Source organism: Gordonia malaquae (assembly GCF_037148075.1).
GTDB classification, from domain to species: Bacteria; Actinomycetota; Actinomycetes; order Mycobacteriales; family Mycobacteriaceae; genus Gordonia; species Gordonia malaquae.
Window position 1 is genome coordinate 332,314 of the sequence record NZ_JBBCUB010000004.1, and the last position, 22,350, is coordinate 354,663.

The 22,350-nt window shown below is 66.3% G+C and carries 21 protein-coding genes and 1 tRNA gene; 11 read left to right on the forward strand and 11 right to left on the reverse strand.

The features are described 5' to 3' along the window. Positions 1–2 precede the first annotated feature (2 nt). Positions 3–1,427 carry a cystathionine beta-synthase gene (locus tag WFK36_RS16005; RefSeq protein ID WP_008379666.1) on the reverse strand — a complete coding sequence of 475 codons (1,425 nt, stop codon included), beginning with the start codon at positions 1,425–1,427 and terminating at the stop codon, positions 3–5. A 98-nt stretch (positions 1,428–1,525) separates the two neighbouring features. Here WFK36_RS16005 and WFK36_RS16010 point away from each other — a divergent pair, with 98 nt between their 5' ends. The 5 genes from WFK36_RS16010 to nhaA all read left to right on the forward strand — a co-directional run bounded on the left by WFK36_RS16010 (position 1,526) and on the right by nhaA (position 7,670). After that, on the forward strand, positions 1,526–2,749 hold the full coding sequence (locus WFK36_RS16010) for an acetyl-CoA C-acetyltransferase (RefSeq protein ID WP_008379663.1): 1,224 nt from the start codon (positions 1,526–1,528) through the stop codon (positions 2,747–2,749). 379 nt (positions 2,750–3,128) lie between these two features. Continuing rightward, entirely contained in the window at positions 3,129–3,761 is a 633-nt protein-coding gene (locus WFK36_RS16015; protein ID WP_336792859.1) for an MspA family porin, read from the forward strand. Positions 3,762–3,793: 32 nt separating this feature from the next. Continuing rightward, positions 3,794–4,426, forward strand: a complete 633-nt coding sequence (locus WFK36_RS16020) for an MspA family porin (RefSeq protein WP_336792860.1) — start codon at positions 3,794–3,796, stop codon at positions 4,424–4,426. 53 nt (positions 4,427–4,479) lie between these two features. Next, on the forward strand, positions 4,480–5,757 hold the full coding sequence (locus WFK36_RS16025; protein WP_336792862.1) for a competence/damage-inducible protein A: 1,278 nt from the start codon (positions 4,480–4,482) through the stop codon (positions 5,755–5,757). Next, positions 5,757–7,670, forward strand: coding sequence for a Na+/H+ antiporter NhaA (nhaA, locus tag WFK36_RS16030; RefSeq protein ID WP_336792864.1), 1,914 nt, complete (start codon positions 5,757–5,759; stop codon positions 7,668–7,670). The genes WFK36_RS16025 and nhaA overlap by 1 nt, the downstream gene beginning before the upstream one ends. 5 nt (positions 7,671–7,675) lie before the next feature. Here nhaA and WFK36_RS16035 read toward each other — a convergent pair whose 3' ends face one another. After that, complete coding sequence (locus WFK36_RS16035; RefSeq protein ID WP_336792865.1) at positions 7,676–9,103, reverse strand: MDR family MFS transporter; 1,428 nt, start codon at positions 9,101–9,103, stop codon at positions 7,676–7,678. A gap of 91 nt (positions 9,104–9,194) precedes the next feature. Between WFK36_RS16035 and WFK36_RS16040 the strand changes: the two genes are divergently transcribed. Both WFK36_RS16040 and WFK36_RS16045 read left to right on the forward strand, forming a co-directional pair. Further along, the gene (locus tag WFK36_RS16040; protein WP_336792867.1) at positions 9,195–9,617 is read left to right on the forward strand and encodes a MarR family winged helix-turn-helix transcriptional regulator; all 423 of its coding nucleotides are present in this window, start codon (positions 9,195–9,197) and stop codon (positions 9,615–9,617) included. After that, positions 9,614–10,210: a DUF998 domain-containing protein gene (locus WFK36_RS16045; protein ID WP_336792868.1), complete on the forward strand. Its 597-nt coding sequence runs from the start codon at positions 9,614–9,616 to the stop codon at positions 10,208–10,210. The genes WFK36_RS16040 and WFK36_RS16045 overlap by 4 nt, the downstream gene beginning before the upstream one ends. A gap of 79 nt (positions 10,211–10,289) precedes the next feature. On the opposite strand, the gene WFK36_RS16050 is transcribed toward WFK36_RS16045, so the two are convergent. Genes WFK36_RS16050 through WFK36_RS16060 form a run of 3 tightly spaced genes read right to left on the reverse strand, consistent with a single transcriptional unit; the run spans position 10,290 to position 14,138 of the window. Then, positions 10,290–11,183, reverse strand: a complete 894-nt coding sequence (locus tag WFK36_RS16050; RefSeq protein WP_008379647.1) for a Bax inhibitor-1/YccA family protein — start codon at positions 11,181–11,183, stop codon at positions 10,290–10,292. A gap of 49 nt (positions 11,184–11,232) precedes the next feature. Next, positions 11,233–11,889, reverse strand: a complete 657-nt coding sequence (locus tag WFK36_RS16055) for a TetR/AcrR family transcriptional regulator (RefSeq protein ID WP_336792869.1) — start codon at positions 11,887–11,889, stop codon at positions 11,233–11,235. Then, entirely contained in the window at positions 11,889–14,138 is a 2,250-nt protein-coding gene (locus WFK36_RS16060) for an MMPL family transporter (RefSeq protein ID WP_336792871.1), read from the reverse strand. The genes WFK36_RS16055 and WFK36_RS16060 overlap by 1 nt, the downstream gene beginning before the upstream one ends. Before the next feature lie 130 nt (positions 14,139–14,268). Here WFK36_RS16060 and WFK36_RS16065 point away from each other — a divergent pair, with 130 nt between their 5' ends. Continuing rightward, positions 14,269–15,435: a phosphotransferase family protein gene (locus WFK36_RS16065; RefSeq protein WP_336792872.1), complete on the forward strand. Its 1,167-nt coding sequence runs from the start codon at positions 14,269–14,271 to the stop codon at positions 15,433–15,435. Further along, positions 15,432–16,577, forward strand: coding sequence for an Rv3169 family protein (locus WFK36_RS16070; protein WP_336792873.1), 1,146 nt, complete (start codon positions 15,432–15,434; stop codon positions 16,575–16,577). The genes WFK36_RS16065 and WFK36_RS16070 overlap by 4 nt, the downstream gene beginning before the upstream one ends. Before the next feature lie 90 nt (positions 16,578–16,667). Here the strand turns inward: WFK36_RS16070 and WFK36_RS16075 are convergent, their stop codons facing one another. From WFK36_RS16075 to WFK36_RS16085, 3 genes are read right to left on the reverse strand one after another with little or no spacing between them, the layout of a single operon-like run. After that, positions 16,668–17,309: a TetR/AcrR family transcriptional regulator gene (locus tag WFK36_RS16075; protein ID WP_336792875.1), complete on the reverse strand. Its 642-nt coding sequence runs from the start codon at positions 17,307–17,309 to the stop codon at positions 16,668–16,670. Between the two features lie 45 nt (positions 17,310–17,354). After that, complete coding sequence (locus WFK36_RS16080) at positions 17,355–18,062, reverse strand: DsbA family oxidoreductase (protein ID WP_336792876.1); 708 nt, start codon at positions 18,060–18,062, stop codon at positions 17,355–17,357. A gap of 28 nt (positions 18,063–18,090) precedes the next feature. After that, positions 18,091–19,482 (reverse strand): DHA2 family efflux MFS transporter permease subunit, encoded by a 1,392-nt coding sequence (locus WFK36_RS16085; protein WP_336792877.1) that lies wholly within the window; start codon positions 19,480–19,482, stop codon positions 18,091–18,093. A 70-nt stretch (positions 19,483–19,552) separates the two neighbouring features. On the opposite strand from WFK36_RS16085, the gene WFK36_RS16090 reads away from it, so the two are divergent. Then, entirely contained in the window at positions 19,553–20,140 is a 588-nt protein-coding gene (locus tag WFK36_RS16090; protein WP_336792878.1) for a TetR/AcrR family transcriptional regulator, read from the forward strand. Here the strand turns inward: WFK36_RS16090 and WFK36_RS16095 are convergent. Beyond that, positions 20,137–20,991: a 3-hydroxyacyl-CoA dehydrogenase gene (locus WFK36_RS16095; RefSeq protein WP_336792879.1), complete on the reverse strand. Its 855-nt coding sequence runs from the start codon at positions 20,989–20,991 to the stop codon at positions 20,137–20,139. The two genes, WFK36_RS16090 and WFK36_RS16095, sit on opposite strands and share 4 nt — an antisense overlap. Further along, positions 20,988–21,620, reverse strand: coding sequence for a TetR/AcrR family transcriptional regulator (locus tag WFK36_RS16100; protein ID WP_336792881.1), 633 nt, complete (start codon positions 21,618–21,620; stop codon positions 20,988–20,990). The genes WFK36_RS16095 and WFK36_RS16100 overlap by 4 nt, the downstream gene beginning before the upstream one ends. A gap of 108 nt (positions 21,621–21,728) precedes the next feature. Here WFK36_RS16100 and WFK36_RS16105 point away from each other — a divergent pair. Further along, positions 21,729–21,802, forward strand: a tRNA-Leu gene (locus tag WFK36_RS16105). A gap of 9 nt (positions 21,803–21,811) precedes the next feature. Here WFK36_RS16105 and WFK36_RS16110 read toward each other — a convergent pair. Next, positions 21,812–22,321: a methylated-DNA--[protein]-cysteine S-methyltransferase gene (locus WFK36_RS16110; RefSeq protein ID WP_040520165.1), complete on the reverse strand. Its 510-nt coding sequence runs from the start codon at positions 22,319–22,321 to the stop codon at positions 21,812–21,814. Between the last annotated feature and the right edge of the window lie 29 nt (positions 22,322–22,350).

Below are 22,350 nucleotides of genomic sequence, written 5' to 3' on the forward strand. Positions count from 1 at the left end.
GTTCAGTCCTCCTGCACTGCGGTGATCAGGTTGGGGGCGATCGGGTGGGTGCTGGCAAAAGCGAGAAGGTCGTGGCGTGTGATGACGCCGATCGGCTTGCCCTCGTCGACGACCATCAGGGCGTCGGACTCGCCGAGCGCCTTCATCGCGGCGGACACGGGCTCGCCCGAGCCGATGAGCGGGAACGCCTCGCCCATGTGCGCGGACACCGGGTCGGCGAGACTCGCCCGGCCCTCGAACACGGCGCTGAGCAGGTCGCGTTCGGTCACCGCGCCGTTGATCTCGCCTGCCATGATCGGCGGTTCGGCACCGACGACGGGCATCTGCGAGACGCCGTATTCGCGGAGGATCTCGATGGCGTCCCGCAGCGTCTCCTGCGGGTGCGTGTGAACGAGGTCCGGCAGGTTGCCCGTCTTTCCACGCAGCACGTCGCCGACGTTCGACTGCGGGACGTCGCCGCCGCCGAGCGGGGTGCGGAGGAAGCCGTAGCTGCTCATCCAGTCGTCGTTGAAGATCTTCGACAAGTAGCCGCGGCCGCCGTCGGGCAGCAGCGCGACGACGACTGCATCGGGCCCCTCACGCTCGGCGACCTCGAGTGCGGCGACGATCACCATGCCGCACGAGCCGCCGACGAGCAGTCCTTCTTCGCGGGCGAGACGACGAGTCATCTCGAACGAGTCGGAGTCGGAGACGGCGATGATCTCGTCCGGCACGGTCGGGTCGTAGGCGGCGGGCCAGAAGTCCTCACCGACGCCTTCGACGAGGTACGGACGCCCCGATCCGCCGGAGTACACCGAGCCCTCGGGGTCGACGCCGACGACCTTCACGCCGCCGTCGGACACCTCTTTCAGGAAGCGACCGGTGCCGGTGATGGTTCCGCCGGTGCCGACACCCGCCACGAAGTGCGTGACCTTGCCGTCGGTATCGCGCCAGATCTCCGGACCGGTCGTCTCGTAGTGGCTCTGCGGGCCCGCCGGGTTGGCGTACTGGTTCGGCTTCCACGCTCCGGGGATCTCACGAGTGAGACGGTCCGAGACGTTGTAGTAGCTGTCCGGGTGCTCCGGCGGGACGGCGGTCGGGCAGACGACGACCTCGGCGCCGTAGGCGCGCAGCACGTTCCGCTTGTCCTCGGCCACCTTGTCGGGGCAGACGAACACGCACTTGTAGCCGCGCTGCTGCGCGACGAGTGCGAGTCCGACACCGGTGTTGCCGGACGTCGGCTCGACGATCGTGCCGCCCGGCTTCAGCTCGCCCGACTTCTCGGCGGCGTCGATCATCCGGGTGGCGATGCGGTCCTTGGAACTGCCGCCGGGGTTCAGGTACTCGATCTTCGCTGCGACCAGGCCCGATCCCGGCTTGACGACCGAGTTGAGCTTGACGAGCGGAGTGTTTCCGACCAGGTCCACGACATGATTGGCGATGCGCATGAGTCCATCGTCCCACCTCGCGGACGATTGCGGCGTACCGGCCCGATACATGACCGTAACTGTCTTGAACTGGAACACGTTCGCGTATCCTGGCGCTCATGGCAGAAGCAGTGATTGTGGCCCATGCTCGTTCGCCCATCGGGCGCGCAGGCAAGGGATCCCTCAAGGACGTCCGACCCGACGAACTCGCCCGGCAGATGATCGCCGCGGCACTGGCGAAGGTTCCTTCGCTCGACCCGACTCTGATCGAGGACATCCACCTCGGTATCGGCCAGCCCGGCGGACAGGGCGGCTACAACATCGCCCGTTCGGTCGCCGTCCAGCTCGGCCTCGACCACGTTCCCGGCGTGACCGTGAACCGCTACTGCTCGTCGTCGCTGCAGACGACGCGCATGGCGCTGCACGCGATCAAGGCAGGAGAAGGCGACGTCTTCATCTCGGCAGGTGTCGAGAGCGTCTCGAGCTTCGGCATCTCGGGCGGCGCCGACGGCGCGCCGAACTCGAAGAACCCGCTGTTCGACGAGGCTCAGGCTCGTACCGCGAAGACCGCAGAGGGCGGCGCAGGCGCGTGGCACGACCCCCGCGAAGACGGACTCATCCCGGACGTCTACATCGCGATGGGCCAGACCGCCGAGAACGTGGCGACCTACACCGGCATCTCCCGCGAGGACCAGGATCGCTGGGGCGTCTTGTCCCAGAACCGCGCCGAGGCGGCCATCAACAGCGGCTTCTTCGCGCGTGAGATCGACGCCGTGACCCTCCCCGACGGCACGGTCGTGTCGACGGACGACGGCCCGCGCGCAGGCACCACCTACGAGAAGATCTCGCAGCTGAACCCGGTGTTCCGCCCCGACGGCACCATCACCGCAGGCAACGCCTGCCCGCTGAACGACGGCGCCGCCGCGCTCGTCATCATGAGCGACGTCAAGGCCAAGGAACTCGGCCTGACCCCGCTGGCTCGCATCGTGTCGACGGCCGCCACCGGCCTGTCGCCGGAGATCATGGGCCTCGGCCCGATCGAGGCGATCAAGAAGGCACTGCGCGTCGCGGGCATGGGAGTCAGCGACATCGACCTGTTCGAGATCAACGAGGCGTTCGCCGTCCAGGTGCTCGGTTCGGCCAACGAACTCGGCATCGACCACGACAAGCTCAACGTCTCGGGCGGCGCGATCGCCCTGGGTCACCCGTTCGGCATGACCGGTGCGCGCATCACCACCACCCTGCTGAACAACCTGCAGACCTCCGACAAGCAGTTCGGCATCGAGTCGATGTGTGTCGGCGGCGGCCAGGGCATGGCGATGGTGCTCGAGCGCCTCAGCTGAACCTGAACGAACCCCAAGCGGGCGGCGCCGGAGCAATCCGGGGCCGCCCGTTTTTCTATGCCCGAAATCGCGTATTCGAATGTCGAGCATCCCACGGAACGAGACGAGGTGACTGAACTCACAGCCATGTGGATGTAACACCTGTGATTCGCGGTTCCGCTTATGTTTTTCACATAATCCGAGACAATTCGGCCATTCGGACGACAGAATGCAACACGGCGGGGTCATGCGGGTTACGGGAAATCAACATGCCCAGCTTGGCACGCATCCGACCTTAGTGTTACCTAAGTTCACAGTGAATCTTTCCCTGCGACACGGGGCATCGATCCGCTAATGTCACGTCCGAAGAATTTCTTACCCCCACATGTAGGAGCCCTGGATGACCGTCAAGACCACCTCGTTCGTGCGGCGCGCAGCCGTCGCGTCGGCTGCACTCGCAGTCGCTGCGACCGGCGTCATCGCGTCGACCGGAGACGCAGACGCCGCTCGTCTGCCCGGCGGCAGCAAGACCACCACCGGCATCGACGGCCAGGTCGTCAAGCTCTCGCGCACCGGTGAAAGCGTCCGCCCGCAGGTGTCCGTCGCCAACAACGGAGCAGGCCGCTCGGCCGCCGTTTCCGGCACATATTCGGCCAAGCTCAGCAAGGGCACCGGCTCGCTGACCGTCGGGTACCTCGTCGGCTGCCAGATCAACATCACCGGACTCGAAGGCGGACTGTCGGGCACCATCTCGGCCGGCGCTCCCACGCTGAGCGGTTCGCTCTCGGTCCCGCTGAAGCCGGGCGAGGTCAAGTTCATCAAGAGCGACGGACTGTCGCTGAAGAAGGGCCACGGCACCGTCCTGGTCGACTCCTTCCAGATCAACGTTGAGCAGTGCGGCGGCTACGCCTCGGCTCGCTCGGTGGTCCAGGTCCTCGCGGCCGACGGCTTCACCGCTGAGGACGGCGCGATCTCCGGCGCCAGCGGCTTCGTGCAGTCCACCCTGTACGGCAAGCCCTTCAGCCTCTCCTGACCCCGACGACTCTGCATAAGGACTCACAGATCATGAAGAAGAACTCCCGCATCCTCGCCGTCGCAGGTGTCGTCGGCGCCGCAGCAATGGCCTTCACCGGCGTCGCCGCAGGCCACGCCGACGCAGGCAAGCTGCCCGGCTCGTTCAAGCACAAGAACCTCGGTGACGGCAACGGCATCACGATCCGTCTCTACGACGAGTCGGTCCGTGTCTCGCGCGCCGTCACCAACATCCCCACGAGCCGCGAGGCATGGGTCACCGGCAAGATCGCCGTGAGCACCACGGGCGATATCGAAGGCGCAACCATCACGGCCGGTTACCTCGTCGGCTGCCAGCTGAACTTCGGTGCCGACGCAGGTGCAGGTACCGGCGACATCGCACTCGACAGCCCGTCGCTCGAAGGCGCCTCGGGCACCGGCGGCTTCAACCTCGGCCCCGGCGAGGCCGGGTTCTACCCGATCATCAAGGCATCGGTCGACGGTGAAGATGTCAACAGCATCAGCTTCGCGAACGGCCGTGGCGGCCTCGCCTACAGCCAGGAGCGCTTCGGCGTCGACGGCTGCGCAGGCCACGCCTCGGCTCGTGCGCTCGTGAAGGTCCAGGTCTCGACCGACACCTTCAAGGGCAACGTCACCACCTACGGCAAGCCGTTCAGCCTCGGCTGACCCGCTCCAGTAGCGAACAGCGCAACGATCCCCGCGCGCGTACTCTCATCACCGTGAGTACACGCGCGGGGATCGTCGTCACTGGCACCGAAGTTCTGAGCGGGTGGATCACGGACCGGAACGGCCCGTGGGTGTCCGCCAGACTCGCCGATCTGGGTGTGGACGTCGTCCATCTGACGGTGTGCGGCGACCGGCCTGCCGATCTTCTCGCGCAGCTGCGATTCCTCGCGTCCGAGGGGGTCGACCTGATCGTCACGACCGGAGGCCTCGGACCGACCGCCGACGACCTGACCGTGGCCACTGTCGCCGAATTCCTCGATCGCCCGCTCGAGCAGGATCCGGCGATGCGGCAGACCATCGAGACGGTGATCCGCACGTGGCGGCAAGTGCCGGACGGCATTGCGCTCCCCTCTTCATTGGAAGCCGCAATCGACAAACAGGCGCTCGTGCCACTTGGAGCGCAGGCCATTCCTCCGTCGGGTACCGCACCCGGGGTCGCAGTGCCGTCGTCGGACACGCTCCCGGCCGTCCTCGTGCTCCCCGGGCCGCCCCACGAATTGCAGGCGATGTGGCCTGTCGCCGTCCGGACCGCGCCGATCGTCGACGCGATCGCCGGGCGAGTTCTCCACGAACAGAAGACGATCCGCGCGTACGGATTGTCCGAGCCCGATCTTGCAGTCACTCTGCAGGACGCCGAGTCGGAAGTGCCCGACCTCGCCGGCGTCGAAGTGACAACCTGCATGCGAGGCGGGGAACTCGAAATAGTCAGCCGATTCGACGGCCACGCGGCGAGCATCTACAACCGCCTGCAGGATCTGCTCCTGGCCCGACACGGTGAGCGCATCTTCTCCACCGACGCCTCAACGATCGACGACGTTCTCGTCGGACGGCTGAACGGGCGAACGATCGCAACCGCCGAATCGTGCACGGGCGGTCTCGTCGCCGCGCGGTTCACAGATCGTGCCGGGTCGTCGGCCTACATGCTCGGCGGCGTCGTCTCGTACTCGAACGACGTCAAGACCGGTGTCCTCGGCGTGCCCGCCGACCTGATCGACGAACTCGGTGCCGTCAGCGAACCCGTCGCCGCCGCCATGGCCGACGGCGCTCGCGAAGTGATCGGCTCCGACATCGCGGTCTCCACCACCGGCATCGCCGGTCCCGGCGGCGAGCGCCCCGGCAAACCCGTCGGCACCGTCTGCTTCGGCCTGTCGATCGCCGGGCGGGACACCGTCACCGTCACCAGGCAGTTCCCCGGCGACCGCGACTCCGTGCGTCGTCTCGCGACCACCGCCGCGCTGCACATGATCGCCCGAGCGCTCGAGGACGGCTGATGGGACGACGCGATCGATCCGATCTCCCGATGCCGGAGGTCCGGTCCGCACAGTTCCTCACCATCACGACCCGATCACCGGACCCCACCGAACCCGACGACGGGTGCCGCCCGTCGGTCGCCGCACGCATCCGATCGATGGGCGATGCACGCCTCGGCGCCGTCGCGCTCCTGACGGCGACACTCGCTGCGATCGTCTGGGCCAACGTGTCGTACACGAGCTATCACGACTTCTGGGATCTGAGGGTCGGAGCGTTCATCGGCGACGCGCGGCTCGATTTCACGATGCACTCGATCGTGAACGACGCCCTGATGGCGATCTTCTTCTTCTCGGTCGGACTCGAGGTGCGTCGTGAGTTCTCGATCGGCGAGCTCACCAACACTCGGCGTGCACTGGTCCCCGTGATCGCCGCACTCACCGGCCTCGTCATCCCGGCGGTGCTGTTCGCAGTGATCGCGTCGAGCACCGGACACGCGGGCGCGTGGGGTGTGGTCATCTCGACCGACACGGCGTTCCTGGTCGGCGCACTCGCCCTCATCGGGCCTTCCGCGCCGGGACGCCTTCGAGTGTTCCTGTTGGCACTCGCCGTCGTCGACGACATCGGCGCCCTCGCGATCATCGCAGGCGTCTACACCGACGACCTCACCCTGTGGCCGCTCGTCGTCGCCGCGGCGGGGCTCGGAGGCGTCTACGCGACCCGGTACCTGCCGCAGGGGCGGGCGCTGGTATACGCGCTTCTCGCGCTCGTCGTGTGGACTGCTTTCCTCGAATCCGGAGTCCATCCGACGCTGGCGGGCGTCGCGGTCGCGATGGTGGTGCCGGTGTACCGTCCGGATCGTCGGCAGGTGGAGCATGCGCTCGATCTGGCGCGATCATTCCAGCAGTCCCCCAACACGAAGTACGCCCGAGCCGCGGCGAACAGTCTGAGGTCGTCGATCTCAGTGAACGAACGCCTGCAACTCGCGTACGCCCCGTACATCGCCTTCATCGTCCTGCCGTTGTTCGCGCTGGCGAACGCCGGCGTCCGACTGGACGGCGACATCCTGGCTGCAGCACTTCGGTCACCGCTCACCTGGGGTGTCGTGGTGGGCCTGGTCGTCGGCAAGTTCGTCGGCGTCTTCGGTTCGTCCGCCGTTCTGAAGAAGCTCGGCGTCGGCGAGTTCGGGCCCGGCCTCACCCTTGATCGCATCGCCGGAGGCGCGGCCCTCTGCGGCATCGGATTCACGATCTCGTTGTTCATCATCGAACTCGCCATCGACGATCCGGCCGCTCAGAACGAGGCCCGCGTCGGTGTCCTCATCGCATCGGTCCTCGCCTTCGCACTGGCGACAGTCATCTTCCGGGTCGCCGAACGCCTCCGTCCCTCCGACGACGCGTCGCACCTGCTGGCTCGGCCGGTCGACCCTCGCCGCGATCACATCGCCGGACCGGTCGACGCACCGCTCACCATGGTCGAGTACGGCGACTATCAGTGCGACTTCTGCCTCCGCGCGTCGGGCGCGATCGACGAGGTGCGGCATGCCCTCGGCGATGAGCTCCGTTACGTGTGGCGCCATGCACCGTTGGAACATCATCACCCCAACGCCGTCGCCGCCGCGGAGGCGTCGGAGGCCGCCGCCCGCCAGGGTGCGTTCTTCGCGTACGGCAAGACTCTGATGACCGATCAGGATCGACAGCTTCCGTCCGACATCATCCGTCGGGCCGAGGAACTCGGACTCGACGTCGACCAGTTCTCCGACGATCTCGCCTCAGCCGAGGTGTCGGCCCGAGTTCGCGACGACATGCTCGACGCCGAGGCGATGGACATCACAGCGGTTCCGACGTTTTATGTCAACGGCCGACGACTCGTCGGTCCGCACGACGCGCAGACCCTGATCCGCCAGCTGAGAGCGACGGATCCCCGCGTGAGCTGACTGCGTCAGTGCACCGGCTCGACGTCCAGTTCGTGTTCCACGGGCTTCGGCGCCTTCACGAGGAGTCCGAGCGCCACGACCACGATGCTCAGGCATCCGGCGACGAGGAACACGGTCCGCACTCCGTCGGTCATGGCGATGTCCGCAGCGTCGCCGGCGTCGACACCATTACGTGCGACGACTGTCATGATCGTGATGAACAGCGCGGTGCCTGCGCCTCCGCCCACCTGCTGCAGCGCACCCAGTGCGGCGGAGCCGTGCGAGTACAGCGAAGGCTTGAGGGAGCCGAGGCTCAACGTCATCAGCGGGGTGAACGTCGCCGCGAGACCCACGCAGAGGATCATGTTGGCGCCCATGAGCAGCCAGAACGAGGTGTCCGGGGTGATCAGAGTCATCAGCCACACGGCGCCCGCGATCAGCAGACTTCCCGGGATCACCAGGATCCGCGGGCCGCGGAGGTCGTAGATCCGCCCGATGAACGGCGACGATATGCCCATCAGGAGGCCACCGGGAAGCGTGATCAGACCGGTCGCGAGCGGGCTCATGCCGAGTACTTCGTGCGCGAACAGCGGGACGACGATGAACGTTCCCATCATGGTCGCCATCGCGACGACCACCAGGACCACTGAGAGCGAGAACGAGCGTGAGGTGAACACGCGCAAGTCGAGCAGAGCCCGGTCGTCGGTCTGCAACTGCAGCTGACGTCCGATGAACGCCGCGAGCCCGATCGCGCCGACGACGAACGGGATCCAGATCGGCATCGCAGCCTTGCCGTCTGCCGCCTCGCCGATCGCGACGAGGCCGTAGACCAGGCCGCCGAAGCCGAGGACCGACAGCGGGATCGAAAGGTAGTCGATGCGGGCCGACGACCGCTCACCCACCGGTTCGACGAACTTCGCGCCGACCGCCGTCGCGACGACTGCGAACGGCAGCACCACACCGAACACCCACCGCCAACTGAGGTGATCGAGGATCAGGCCCGACATAGTGGGACCGAGCGCAGGCGCGACGGCGATGACGACGGAGATGTTGCCCATCATGACGCCTCGGCGGTCCTCCGGAACGAGCGTCATCACCGTGGTCATCAGCAGCGGCAGCATCACCGCGGTGCCGAGCGCCTGCACCACGCGGGCCACCAACAGCACTTCGAAGCCGGGCGCGACGACCGCGATCGTCGTGCCGACGGTGAACAGCGTCATCGCGACGAGGAACATCGTCCGCGTGCCGAACATCTGGATCAGGAAGCCGGTGAGCGGGATGACGACGGCCATCGTCAGCATGAAGATGGTGGTCAGCCACTGCCCCTGGCTCGGCGGGACACCCAGGTCCGTCTGGAGGATCGGGAGCGCGACGCTCATCACCGTCTCGTTGAGGATCACCACGAAAGTCGCGACGATCAACGTGCCGATGATGGTGTAGTCCTTGCGATTCACTGAACAAGGAAACCCCGCGTCCCCCGAACGATGCAAACGAGTTATCAGGTGCGGCTTGCCAGATAGTGATTTAACTAGTTAAATCAGTGCTGTGAACCTCGCCTACGAACTTCACGACCTCGTCCGAACCCTGGACCGCCAGGCCGACGAGATCCTGCGAACAAGGGATCTCGGCTACCTCCGCTACGTCGCACTGATCATCATCGACGAGCACCCCGGCATCAGCGGCCGCCAGCTGGCTCACGCCGTCGGAGTGAGCGACGCCGCGTCGAGCGGCATCGTCCGCAAGCTCGAAGCGGCCGGCCTCGTTCACGACGTGTCGCCAGACGGATCCGGACGCACCAGGAACTGGACCGCCACACCTGAAGGCATCGCGCTCCGGCGTGAGTGCGACGAACTCGTCGGCGACGGACTCGGCGACACCGCTCGCCGCATCGGACTCGATCCGATGGAGCTCGCCCACACCATCCGCGCGTTGCACAATGCGCTCCGAACCTCGGAGGATCAGAAATGAGCACAGCTCTCGCCGTGGTGGCCGCCGTCGCGTTCACCGTCCGATTGATCATCTTCGCCGCACTGCACGTGGTCGGCCGCTCGTACAATCCGGTGCGGCACGCGGTCAGCGACTACGCAGTCGGGCCGACGCGCGGTCTTTCGACCGCCATGACGGTCGTGACCGCCGCCGGTTGGGCGGCCCTGGCCGCCGCCGTGTGGACTGGGCTTCCCGCGTGGTCGGACAAAGGGCAGGCCACCGCACTACTCCTCGCCCTCGCCGCCGTCTTCGCGGTGTTGCCGCTGGCGCCGACCGATCTCCAGGGCGCCGCCGTCACCACGATCGGCAGGCTTCACTACGTGTTGGCGATCACCTGGTTCGCGATCTCCTACTCGCTGACGGGGAACTTCAGCCGATGGATGTCCGACGCTGTCGGCGGCACGGCGGCGTCAGTCGCCTCCGCCCTGCACATCGTGGCGCTGGTGTCGCTGATCGTGCTGGTCGTGGCCCTGGTCACTCCACTTCGACGACGCCTGTTCGGCATCGCCGAGCGGGTGTTCATCGTGGCGATCTCGGTGTTCTATCTGTTGGTCGCCATCGGTTTGCTGCTCTGACCACGACGCACAAAAAAAGCCGTCGCCCCGGCTTCCATGAGGGAAGCCGGGGCGACGGTTGAGATGAGTCAGTCCGTGACTAGTCGCTGTTCAGGTAGCTGAGCAGACGCAGGATCTCGACGTACAGCCAGACCAGGGTCACGGTGAGGCCGAGTGCAACGCCCCACGACGCCTTCGCCGGAGCGCCCGCGCGGATCAGTTCGTCGGCCGAATCGAAGTCGATCAGGAACGAGAACGCCGCGAGGCCGATGCAGACGAGCGAGAAGATGATCGCAATCGGGCCACCGTCGCGCAGGCCGAGACCGGTGCCGCCGTTGAAGAATCCGACGACCAGGTTGCCGATGACCATCACCAGGACACCGAAGATGCCCGCAGTGATCATGCGGGTGAAGCGCGGGGTGACGCGGATGGCGCCAACCTTGTAGACGACGAGCATGCCGACGAACACGCCTAGCGTGCCGAGCACCGCCTGGCCGATCATGACGCCTGCGGACGTGTCGCTGATCGTCAGATTGCCGAAGACGAACGAGATCGCACCGACGAAGAGGCCTTCGAAGGCCGCGTACGCGAGAACGATCGCCGGGTTGTCCTGCTTGCGACCGAAGCTCGCGATGAGGACCAGAACGAGGCCGCCGATGGCGCCGACGCCCATGATCGGCGCAGCGATCGACATCTGCGCGTCGACGGTGTCACGACCGCTGATCACGAAGTATGTGGCTACCGCGAACAGGATGACCGTGCCGAGCGTCATCGCGGTCTTCGTGACGACGTCGTCGATGGTCATCGGGCGAGTACCGGCCTGCGGCTGGTAACCCGGCTGCGTGTACTGCTGGTTGTACTGCTGCTGGCCGTAGGTCATCGCGCCCTGGCCCGCACCGGCCATCCCGGTGCCGAACGTGGCGTATCCACCTGCGTTCTGCTGCTTGTTGTCTTTGACAACGCCCCGCATGATCGGGTTGCTGCTCTCTCGCACTGTCCGCTCCTTAGACGAATGGGTGCTTTCCACGACTGGTTCGATCAGTTCAACGAACGTCGAAGCCGATTGGTTCCCACTTTACCGGTACTTGACTCAAGCCGGAGCAGACGGCGCGCATCGCCGCCTCGGCGGTCGCCAGATCGTCACCCCACGGCAGACCCGGCTTGGTGACCATCAGCGACGCGACGCCGTGCGCAACGGACCACACCTGCATCACCACCGCGACCGGATCGCCTTCAGCTATCAGTCCCGCCGCCATCGCCTCTTCGATGGTCTCCCGGATGTGACCGAACGCCGACGACAGCAGCACCTCGTCGGTGAGGCTCGGCTCCCCCGCTCGGGTGACCCGCGAGAACGTGGTGCGGAAGACGACGTCGTTCTCGATCGCGAACCGCACATACGCAATCCCCTGCGCGACGGCTCGGTGCCACAGATCGTCGATGCCCTCGGCCGCCGCCATCATCACGTCGTCGAACCGCTCGTAGTAATTGGCGCAGACCGCGTCGAGCAACTCGTCCTTGTCCTGGAAGTGCAGGTAGATCGACGGCGGCGTGACGCCGACTCGCTGCGCGACGGCACGGATTGACACCGCATGCGCACTCCCCATCTCGATGAGCAGGTCGGTGGTCGCATCGAGTATCTCGTCGGCGAGCTGATCCCCGGCGCCACGGGGAGACCGCGGGCGCGACACGTTGTCGGTCATCACTCCTCCTTCAACCCGATCCGATCATGGAGTCTGCGGAGCGGCGCGGGCGCCCACCAGTTCCACAGGCCGGCCAGCCGCATGAACGCCGGCACCAACAGCATCCGGATGATCGACGCGTCCATCAACACCGCGAGTGTCAGACCGACGCCGAACATCCGCATGAACGACACCTCCGACGCCGCGATCCCCGCGAACACGATCGCCATGAGAAGTGCCGCCGCGGTCACGACGCGACCGGTGCGGGCGAGGCCGACGGCGACAGCGTGGTCGTTCGCCTCCTTCGTCCGGTCGGATTTGAGCCACTCCTCGCGGATACGTCCGAGGAGGAACACCTCGTAGTCCATGGACAACCCGAATGCGATGCAGAACATCAGAATCGGCATCGTCGCCACGAGATAACCCTGCGGCGTGGTGTCGAAGCCGCCGAGGTGCCCCTCCTGGAAGATCCAGACCATCGCGCCGAACGTCGCCGACAGCGACAGAATGTTCAAGACCAGCGCCTTGAGCGGCAGGAACACACTGCCGGTGAACAGGAACAGGAGTACGTAGGTCGCGACGGCGATGATGATCAGCACCCACGGCAGGTAGTGGAACATCGCGCTCACCACGTCGTTGTTGACCGCGGCAAGCCCGGTGAACGACACCGTCGACCCCGCGGGCCGGTCCACGGCGCGCAGCGCCTCGATCTGGTCCTGGCCGGTGTCGCCCATCGGTTCCACGTCGGTTGCGATGCTCACGAGCGCGACTCCCCCGACCGAGTCGGCCGGGTCGCCGGGTGCCACCGGCTTCCCCTGGACGAACGTTCCCACCGGCGAGGTGACGGCCGCGACCGCGTCGACCTTCGAGAGGTCGGCCACGTAGCTCTTCAACTCCGCCTCGGCGACGCCGCCTTCGACCACCGCGATCGCGGTAGCACCCGGTTCCTGCGCGTACTCGGCACGCGTCTCGTCGGCCATCGAGTGCACGCTCGCGTCCTTCGGAAGCACCCGTTCGTCGGGAAATCCGAACTTCAGCGACAGGAACGGCGCGCCGAGGATCAGCAGCAGGACGGGCACGACGATCGCCACCGGGACAGCACGTCGCAGCACCGCCTGCGACACCCGGTACCACCCCGACTCCTCGATCGGCGCGGTTGCTCGCGCCTGGTCTGCCGCCGGATCGACCGGCCGTCGCCTCAGCTTGCGCCATGCCTTGCGGACGTTCAATGCGTCGACACGGTCGCCGAGGACCATCAGCAACGCGGGAGTCAGCACCAGCGCCGCGATCAGCGCGACGAGAACCACCCCGACTCCGGCGTACGCGAAGGACCGCAGGAAGTACATCGGGAAGATCGCGAGCGCCGCCAACGACAGCGCGACGGTGACCGCGGAGAATGCGACCGTGCGTCCAGCGGTGTCCATGGTCCGGATGATCGCGGCGCGACGGTCCCGTCCGTTCGACACCTCTTCGCGGTAGCGGGTGACGATGAGCAGGGTGTAGTCGATCGCGAGCGCAAGACCCATCGCGGTGGTGAGGTTGAGCGCGAAGATCGAGACGTCGGCGAAGCCTGCGATGACCCGCAGCAGCGCGAGCGTGCCGACGATGGCCGCACCGCCGACGAGTACCGGGAGTGATGCCGCGACAACGCCTCCGAAGATGACGATGAGCAACAGGAAGCTGATCGGGATGGCAATGGCCTCGGCGACGGCGAGGTCTTTGCTCGTCTGCTTGTTGATCGTGCCGTAGACCAGCGCCATTCCGCCGGTCTGAATGCGCACGCCGTGCCGCTCACCACCGAGCAGGTCGCGGAGTTCCTCTGCGTTCTTGGGCGCATGCTCGTCGCCGCCGGCGATGGACGCCACGATCTGAGTGGACGACTTGTCGGTGCTGAGCAGCTCACCGGCGAGATTCGGCGAGTTCCACACCGTCAGGACAAGTTGCTGCACGTATCCGCCACGTGCGACGGACTTGCCGTCGAAGATCGCGAGGATCTCGTCCCGCGTGGCGATGGAGTTCTTGTCGACCGTCATGTCGACGCCGGGCGCGCCGTCGAGCTTGACGACGAACTGCATCCCGCCGCGGTCGAACGTGTCCCGGAGAACGTTGTTCGCGTGAGTCGACTCCGAACCGGGGTCTTCGTACCCTCCGGCGAGCATCTTCCCCGCCGCCCCCGCGCCGTACACGGCACAGAGCGCAAGGATCACGACAGCGACGGCGAGGACCGCGCGTGGAGCGGAAAGGATCCGTTCGGTCATCCGTGCCAGCACGTCGACCTCCTGACTTCGTTCGATCACTGTTATCGCGATTAAGTTACCACCATTAAGTTAACGCCGGAAAGAGCAAAATCGTGCCACCTGAACCTCGACAGATTGGCATAAAACCTGTTCTAATTCGCATGTGTCCCCGATCACAGATGATGAGAGTGCGCAGGTAGCGCGCCCAAGCGAATCCCAGCGCGACCCGGAATGGCTTCGCGACCGACTCGACACATGGCTCAAGTCGCATGAGGGCGACGACGCCGCCGTCCTGACCGTCGAACTGCCGTCGGCCAACGGGATGTCGAGCGAGACGCTGTTGGCCACGGCCCGCATCGCAGGCGTCGAGCAGAGCCTCGTCGTCCGAGTGGCACCGATGGCCGACAGCGACCCGGTGTTCCCGTCGTACGACCTCGACGGACAGTTCAATCTGATCCGCCACGTCGCCGATCACACCGACGTCCCACTTCCGACCCTGTGGTGGTCCGAGCCGAGTCCGGATGCGCTCGGAGCCCCCTTCTTCGTCATGGGACGCGTCGACGGCATCGTGCCCCCAGACGTGATGCCGTACACCTTCGGGTCGTGGGTGTCCGAGGCGACCGACGAGCAGCGCCGCACTCTGATGTCGGAGTCGGTCGGCGTGCTGGCCGCGGTGCACGCCGCGCCGTTGCCCGCCGTCGGCGTCACGCTGCACAACCCGGGCGAGACGCCCCTGCGCGGACACGTGCACCGCCTCCGCGAGTTCTACGACTGGGCCTCGCAGGGTCGCGCAGGCGCGCCGCTGATCGAGCGCGCTTTCGCCTGGGTGGAGGAGAACTTCCCCACCGAGGAATCCGACCCGGTGCTCATCTGGGGCGACGCCCGCATCGGCAACATCATGTACCGCGACTTCGCGCCCGTCGCCGTGCTCGACTGGGAGATGGCGACCGTCGGGCCCCGCGAACTCGACATCGCGTGGATGATCTTCATCCACAGGTTCTTCCAAGACCTCGCGGAGCTCGCCACACTCGAGGGCCTGCCGACCTTCCTGAGCCGCGAGGACGTCGCCGCCGAGTACGAGCGTCGCACCGGCCACACCCCGCGTGACCTCGACTTCTACATCACCTACTCGGCGTTGGTGCACGCCGTCATCATGTTCCGCATCAACTGTCGGGCAATCCATTTCGGGCAGGCCGCCGAACCGGCCGATCCGGACGACATGATCCTGCACCGCGCCACAGTGGAAGCCATGATGGCCGGGACCTACTGGCCTCTCGACTCCGCCCCTCGACTGCGCTCGGGGACCCCACGAGGAACAGAGGAAGCATGAGCCATTCAGCCCTGTCCGAGATGGACGACTACCCGATCCATCAGATCGCCGAGGTGGTCCGCCACGTCGGGACGTCCGATCGCAACTTCTACGACCGGTACTACTTCAACTGCCACGGCGACATGCGCGGCGACAGCGCCGAGCCGTGGCTGATCGTGGGGCTCGGCGTGTACCCGAACCTCGGCGTCGTCGACGGGTTCGCGGTAGTTCGCCACGGCGACGAGCACATCGTGGTCCGCGCGTCGAAGGCGTTGGGAGACAATCGGAACGATCTGACAGTCGGACCGCTGAAGGTTGAGGTGCTCGACGGCCTGCAGCGCTTGCGCGTGTCGCTGGCGCCCGGGCACGGCGACGTCTCGTTCGATCTCGTCTTCGACGCCGACGGCCCCGCCGCCCTCGAACCGCGTCACTACCAGCGCCAACTCGAGCGCGTCACGTTCGACACCATGCGGTTCGTGCAGACCGGCCGGTGGACGGGGTCGCTCACCGTCGACGGCGACGACTTCGACGTCCAGCCGGACACCTGGCGAGGCAACCGTGACCGGTCGTGGGGTGTGCGTCCCGTCGGCGAGGCCGAGCCGCCCGGGCGCCGTGCCGCCGAGACCGACGCGACGTCGTTCTTCTGGATCTACTCGGTGATGCGTTTCGCCGACTACTCGATCGTCGTGATCGTGCAGGAACTACGGACCGGCGAACGGATCATGGGCGACGCCCGCCGCGTGTGGAACGATCCGACACGCGAACCGGAATGGCTCGGTCGGATGGAGCACGAGGTGGAGTTCGTCTCCGGGGGGCGGGAACCGTCCGGCGCCACCCTGCGCTTTGTGAAGCCGTCCGGGGAGTCGACGTCGGTGCGCTGCGAACCGAAGGTCGCGAACTTCATCGGCTTCGGGACCGGTTACGGCCTGGAACAGGACTGGCGACACGGGATGTGGCAGGGCGACGAGAAGGTCGAAGCCGTCCGCAACAAGGTGTCCGAACTGGACCCGACCATGAAGATGTTCTGCCCGATCGACCACTACGCGACGTTCACGTACACGGACGGCGATGCCGTGGTCAGCGGGGACGGACTGTTCGAGTTCGCGGTCATCGGACCGCACGACCAGTATGGGTTCGCCGAGTACATCGACGTCGCGCCGTAGCCTCGCGCGAGTGGTACCGCTGAGCGCCGCCGAGGTCCTCACCAGCATCGGTCATGCCGAGCGGTACCACTCGCGCGATCTACAAATCGGTCAGTGCATTCCGCGGCGGACGGCGAGCACAAAATCGCCCATGTTGGTGATCAGCTCATCGACGGCGGACGGATCCGGTCGGTAGTCGACACGATCGAGTTCGTCGCCGATGAGGCCGAACAGGCCGCCGATCACCGCGAGGGCGATCGCCCCGACGTTCTCGGGCAGGTCGTCGCCGGATCGCTCCCAAGTCGAGACGACCAGGCTCGACGCACCGCGCCGGTTCTCGCGACGAAGCTTGTCGATCCGAACCGTGATTCCGCCTGCGACGCCGAACGTGACGATGCTGACGCGTGGATCGTCGGTGAGCGCGTGGGCGAGCGCGCCGACGAGTGCCCGAGTCGTCGTCTCCTCGTCGACGTCGTCGTCCGGGATCGCCTCGACGACCCTGGTGAACGTCCGTTCCGTGCACCGCTGCAACAGCGCTACGTAGCACTCTTCTTTGTTGCGGAAATGCTCGTAGAAGGCCTTGTTGCCAACCAGTGCGGTCTGGCACAGGGCTTCGATGGTCGTGCCGGCGAAGCCGGCCGTGGCGAACATCTCGAGCGCCGTGTCCAAGAGCAGCTGTCGTCGACGCTCGGCTCGTTCGGCTGCGTCGAGCCCGAGAATCACTCGTCCGGTGTCGTCAGGGGGTTTGGTCATGCGCGCCACACAGCGAACTGTAACGCGTTCTACTTCTTGGGTGTGTCAGTTCTGTGGGACAGCGCAGCCGTCTGGCCCGCACGCATCGCCGTCAGCGATGAGCGTCGGCCCCGGACGATCCGCCCACGCCTTCGCCAGAGCCTGCGCGAACACCTCCGACGACTGCGCCCCCGACACCGCATACTTGCGATCGAAGACATAGAACGGGACACCGCCGACGCCGAACTCCTGGGCCTGCGCCTCGTCGCGTCGGACCTCGTCGGCGTAGCGCGATGGATCGTTGAGCACCTCGCGGACTGCGGCCTCATCGAAGCCCGCACCCGTCGCGACCTGCACGAGCCTGTCATCGTCGCCGAACAGCGGAGCCTGCTCGGCGAAGTTCGCGACGTACAGCGCGTCGAGCATCTGCTCCTGACGGCCGAGCTGAGCCGCCCACTGCAGCAGGCGGTGCATGTCGAACGAATTGCCGTAGTCCCGGCCCGACGTCACGTACTCGAGGCCCGCCTCATTCGCCGCGGCACCGAGCTGCCGTTCGCCGTCGGCAGCCTGCTCCAGCGTACGACCGTACTTCTGTGCCAGGTGCTCCACCACGCTGCCGGACGTTCCCGCGGGAATCGTGGGGTCGAGCTCGAACGAACGGTGAGTGACGGAGACCGACTCGCGTCCATCGAACTCGGCGAGAGCGTCGTTGAAGCGCTTCTTTCCGAGGTAGCAGAACGGGCAGTTGACGTCGGTCCAGATCTCGACCTGCATGTGCGTAGCGCCTCCAAAACAGAATGACTCAATCAGTCTTCTGCAACGCCGGTGCCGGCGTGGATGTTCCCGGCATCCGCAGTGCGAGCAGCGCACCGGCGGCGGTCAGGACGACCGTCCACCAGAACGCGTCACGGAATCCGGCGGCGCCTGCCGTCCCCGCAGTGAGGACAACGGCGACGATCGCGGTCCCGACCGACCCGCCGACCTGCTGGAACGTCCGCGTGACCATCGACGCGTCGTGCTTCATGTCCGATGGCAGCCCGACGAACGACGCCGACATGATCGGGCTGAGCAGCACGCCGAGTCCGAGACCCCGGATGAACAACGCTGTCATCAGCCACCAGAGAGGCGTGTCGACGTCGACAAGTGCAAAAGGAATCGTTGCCGCGGCAACCACCGCAAAACCTGCGACCGCGACCCGCCTGGCGCCGACCGCATCAGTCAGTCGGCCGCCGATCGTCCGGCTGGCGAGGGCGCCGACGCCCTGCGGGACCAGGACGAACGCAGCGGCGAGGACCGATTCTCCACGGATCTGCTGGAGGTACAGCGGCAGCGCCAGCATGGCGCCGAACGACGTCACGCCGAAGAAGAACAGTGCGACGGACGACGATGCGACCGCTCGTCGTCCGAGCACCCGCACGTCGACGAGCATCGGGCGACGGGGATTCAGGCCACGCACCACGAAGCCCGCGAGCAGGACCAGGCCGATGGTCGCCGGGATCAGCACGTCTGCCCGAACGAACCCCGCGTGAACGTTGGACAAGCCGAGAAGCACACCCACGAGTCCCGGCGCGAGCAGCATCAGACCGACCCAGTCGAGCGGTGTCCGGCTCTGCGACCGGTCGTCCGGAATCCGACCGGAAAGCGCGAGCGCGATGAGGCAGACCGGAACGTTGACGAGGAACAGCCACCGCCAATCCAGCCAGTTGAGGATGACGCCGCCGACGACGGGTCCCAGAATCGGGCCGAGGGCGGTGGGGACGCTCACCATCGCTACGAGTCGGCCGAGGGCACGCCCGCCGCTCGCCGCCACCAGTACGGACGTCATCAACGGGAACAGCAATCCTGCACCCAGGCCTTGGAGCACGCGGAACACGATGAGCGCGTGGATGTTCCAAGCTGACGCGCACAGCACCGACCCGAGCAGGAACACTGCGAGACCGGTCCGCCACACCGTCCTAGATCCGAATCGCAACGCCGACCAGCCGGCGAGCGGAACCGCGACAGCGAGTGCGAGCAAGTAGCCGGTGTTGGTCCAGCCGATGGTGTCGACGGATGCCGACATCGCCGCGGCCAGGCGATCGAAGCCGATGGTCACGATGGTGGTGTCCAGGATCGGTGCGATCAGCCCGGCGATGACGGCGACCGCCACCCGTTTGGCTTCGGCAGGTATCGCGTCGAGCGTCTGAGTGCTCATGAAACCTCTTTAGACTCAGTTGCGTATCTTATCTGCCGCCGACTGTAGGCCGATGAGATAAGATGCGCAAGTGACTCTTAATGAGAAGCCGACGCGCAGGCGCGGAGCCGAGCTGGAAGCAGCGCTGCTCGACGCGGCGTGGGAACAGCTGACCGAGCGCGGATACGCCGGATTCACGTTCGAGGCCGTCGCGGAGCGAGCCGGAACGTCGCGACCGGTCCTGTACCGGCGGTGGTCGTCGCGCACCGAACTCCTGCAGGCGACCATCCGTCACCACGGAGCCGCCGAAGACGTGTCGGCGCCCGACACCGGGAGCCTGCGCGGCGACCTGCTCGCCGCTCTGCGTCGCTCCAACCAGCGACGATCAAACTTCCTCGTCCTGCTCTCCGCCAGTCTCGGCGAGTATTACGACGAGTCCGGCTCCACGCCGAGCGACGTCCGCGACCTCCTGCTGGGCGGGCAGCGGTTGGGGATCGACGAGATCCTCGATCGCGCTGTCGCGCGTGGCGACATAAACGAAGCACGGCTCACACCGTTGGTGCGAGCCGTGCCGTTCAATCTGTATCGCCACGAGGTCTTGATGACCCTGAAGCCGGTCCCCGACGAAACGCTCGAGGCGATCGTCGACGAGGTGTTCCTGCCCCTGGTCTGCGACTAGCTGTACTTGTAGAAGCCCTCTCCGGCGGCGAGGCCGAGCTTGCCCTTGTCGATGTAGTTCCCCTTGAGCCAGGCGGCAAGCTTCTGCTCGTCGTCGCCGCCGTTCATCAGGATGTTGTACGGAGTGTTGAGTCCGACGACGTCGTAGATCTGGAACGGCCCCATGGGTGCGCCGGTGCCGATGCGCCAGGTCTTGTCGACGTCCTCCGGCGCGGCGTATCCGCCTGCTGCGAGCGCGAGGCCGGCGTTGAGGAACGGCACCAGCATCGAGTTGAGGACGTAGCCGGCCTTCTCCTTGTGGATCGGGATCGGCACCATGCCGATCCCCCCCGCGAACTCGACCACGGTGTCGAACACTGCCGGGTCGGTCTGGGCGGTGCCCATGATCTCAGCGGTGTTGAACGCCCACACGTGGTTGGCGAAGTGCAGTGCGAGGAATCGGTCAGGGCGGCCGGTCGAGTCGGCGATGTCGCTGGGCAGCAGGGTCGACGAGTTGGTCGCGAAGATCGTCTTGGCCGGCGCCACCTCGCCGAGGGTGGCGTAGGTGCTCCGCTTGAGGTCGAGGATCTCCGGGATCGCCTCGATCACCAGGTCGGCATCTTTGACGGCGTCCGCGAGGTCGGACGAGTAGGACACGCGCGTCAGGGCCTCGTCGGCCTTCCCGTCCGCAGCACCCTTGACCTCGTTCTTGTACGTCTCGACCAGTCCGGCGAATCGGCCTTTCGCCTGCTCGATGGCGTCGTTGTTGATGTCGTACGCGGTGACGGCGAAGCCGTGATAAGCGGACTGGAAGGCGATCTGCGATCCGAGCACGCCTGTGCCGAGGACTACCACGTTCTTGATGTCGGTCATTGCCGGTTCCTCTCGTGAGAAGGGTCGATCAGGTAGCCGTCCACGATCTGCCGCAGTTGTCGGCGGAGGTCGTCGGCGGAGTCTGTGGGTGCGCTCGCCGCATGCGCTGCGACGGCGAGGTGGACGGCCGCGAATGCGGTGCGACCGGCCAGGCGAGCGGCAGCGGGTGACGGGTCGAGGCCCTGCCGCGAAGCTTCCCGCTCGAGCACGTCGACGATCGCCGTCTGCGTCCGCGCGACGAGTTCAAGCCCCACCGCGCGGTACCGCTCAGCCGGAGCGCCGAAGATCAGTTCACGCTGATACGCGGCAGCGTCCTCCGGTCGAACTCGAGCGCTCGCCAGGATCGGCTCGACGACAGCCAGGAGTGCGTCGACGACGTCCGCCGCAGCTTCTGCCACGACGATTCCCTCGTCGAGGGCAGCGGCGAACCTCTCGTTGTAGATCATCAACAGCAACTCGCCCTTGGACGACGCGTAGCGAAAGAGGGTGCCTGCGGCGACGTCGGCGCGATCGGAGATCTGCCGAGTCGTAACCGATTCGAAGCCGTGCTCGTCGAAGAGGTCGGAAGCCGCGCGGAAGATGCGGTCGCGCTTGTCCGCCATGTTGCGGTCGCGTCGTCCCCGCTCCATCTCGCGCCTCCTCTACGGATCGTGCTCAATATTGAGCGTACTCATTTTTGCGAGAAGGGCCAGCCGCACGGCTGTCTCGTCCACCACACCTGGCATGCTTGTCCCCGCGCCCCCATAGCCCAATTGGCAGAGGCAGCGGACTTAAAATCCGCAAAGTGTCGGTTCGAGTCCGACTGGGGGCACGTAGCCCGTCAGAACAACCGGCCTGCGTCTTCGGCCGGCGGTTCTTCAAGGGTCAGGAGCGCCTGTTTCCGCTCGAGACCGCCGGCGTATCCCGTGAGCGAGCCGTCTGAGCCGATCACCCGATGGCACGGAACGATCACGCCGATCGGGTTCGAGCCGACCGCCTGACCGACTGCGTACGACAGGCCTTTGCCGCCGAGACGCTCGGCCACCCACCCGTAGCTGACCGTCTCGCCGAACGGGATCTCCTCCAACATGGCCCACACTTTGCGCTGGAAGTCCGTGCCCACAAGTGCCAGAGGCAGGTCGAACGTCGTCCGCTCCCCCGCGAGGTACTCCGCGAGTTGGGACGACGCAGCTCTAAGCAATGCATCCGGCGCGGAGCTGACGTCCTCGCCGAAGCGTGAGTCCTCGGGACGTCTCGCCTGATCGTCGAAGTACAGCCCGACGACACAGTCGCCGTCAGCGACGATCGTCACCGGGCCCAACCCAGTGGCGACCACCACGTGACGACTCATGCCTTCATAGTGCACGTCATGCGTACCGC

What these genes read in the sequence shown, in the direction of transcription:
- WFK36_RS16110 (WP_040520165.1), bottom strand. Translation starts at nt 22,321, where the DNA reads ATGAGTCGTCACGTGGTGGTCGCCACTGGGTTGGGCCCGGTGACGATC.
- WFK36_RS16015 (WP_336792859.1), top strand. Translation starts at nt 3,129, where the DNA reads ATGACCGTCAAGACCACCTCGTTCGTGCGGCGCGCAGCCGTCGCGTCG.
- WFK36_RS16045 (WP_336792868.1), top strand. Translation starts at nt 9,614, where the DNA reads ATGAGCACAGCTCTCGCCGTGGTGGCCGCCGTCGCGTTCACCGTCCGA.
- WFK36_RS16080 (WP_336792876.1), bottom strand. Translation starts at nt 18,062, where the DNA reads ATGCAGGTCGAGATCTGGACCGACGTCAACTGCCCGTTCTGCTACCTC.
- nhaA (WP_336792864.1), top strand. Translation starts at nt 5,757, where the DNA reads ATGGGACGACGCGATCGATCCGATCTCCCGATGCCGGAGGTCCGGTCC.
- WFK36_RS16005 (WP_008379666.1), bottom strand. Translation starts at nt 1,427, where the DNA reads ATGCGCATCGCCAATCATGTCGTGGACCTGGTCGGAAACACTCCGCTC.
- WFK36_RS16020 (WP_336792860.1), top strand. Translation starts at nt 3,794, where the DNA reads ATGAAGAAGAACTCCCGCATCCTCGCCGTCGCAGGTGTCGTCGGCGCC.
- WFK36_RS16075 (WP_336792875.1), bottom strand. Translation starts at nt 17,309, where the DNA reads ATGACCAAACCCCCTGACGACACCGGACGAGTGATTCTCGGGCTCGAC.
- WFK36_RS16085 (WP_336792877.1), bottom strand. Translation starts at nt 19,482, where the DNA reads ATGAGCACTCAGACGCTCGACGCGATACCTGCCGAAGCCAAACGGGTG.
- WFK36_RS16010 (WP_008379663.1), top strand. Translation starts at nt 1,526, where the DNA reads ATGGCAGAAGCAGTGATTGTGGCCCATGCTCGTTCGCCCATCGGGCGC.
- WFK36_RS16055 (WP_336792869.1), bottom strand. Translation starts at nt 11,889, where the DNA reads ATGACCGACAACGTGTCGCGCCCGCGGTCTCCCCGTGGCGCCGGGGAT.
- WFK36_RS16095 (WP_336792879.1), bottom strand. Translation starts at nt 20,991, where the DNA reads ATGACCGACATCAAGAACGTGGTAGTCCTCGGCACAGGCGTGCTCGGA.
- WFK36_RS16070 (WP_336792873.1), top strand. Translation starts at nt 15,432, where the DNA reads ATGAGCCATTCAGCCCTGTCCGAGATGGACGACTACCCGATCCATCAG.
- WFK36_RS16100 (WP_336792881.1), bottom strand. Translation starts at nt 21,620, where the DNA reads ATGGAGCGGGGACGACGCGACCGCAACATGGCGGACAAGCGCGACCGC.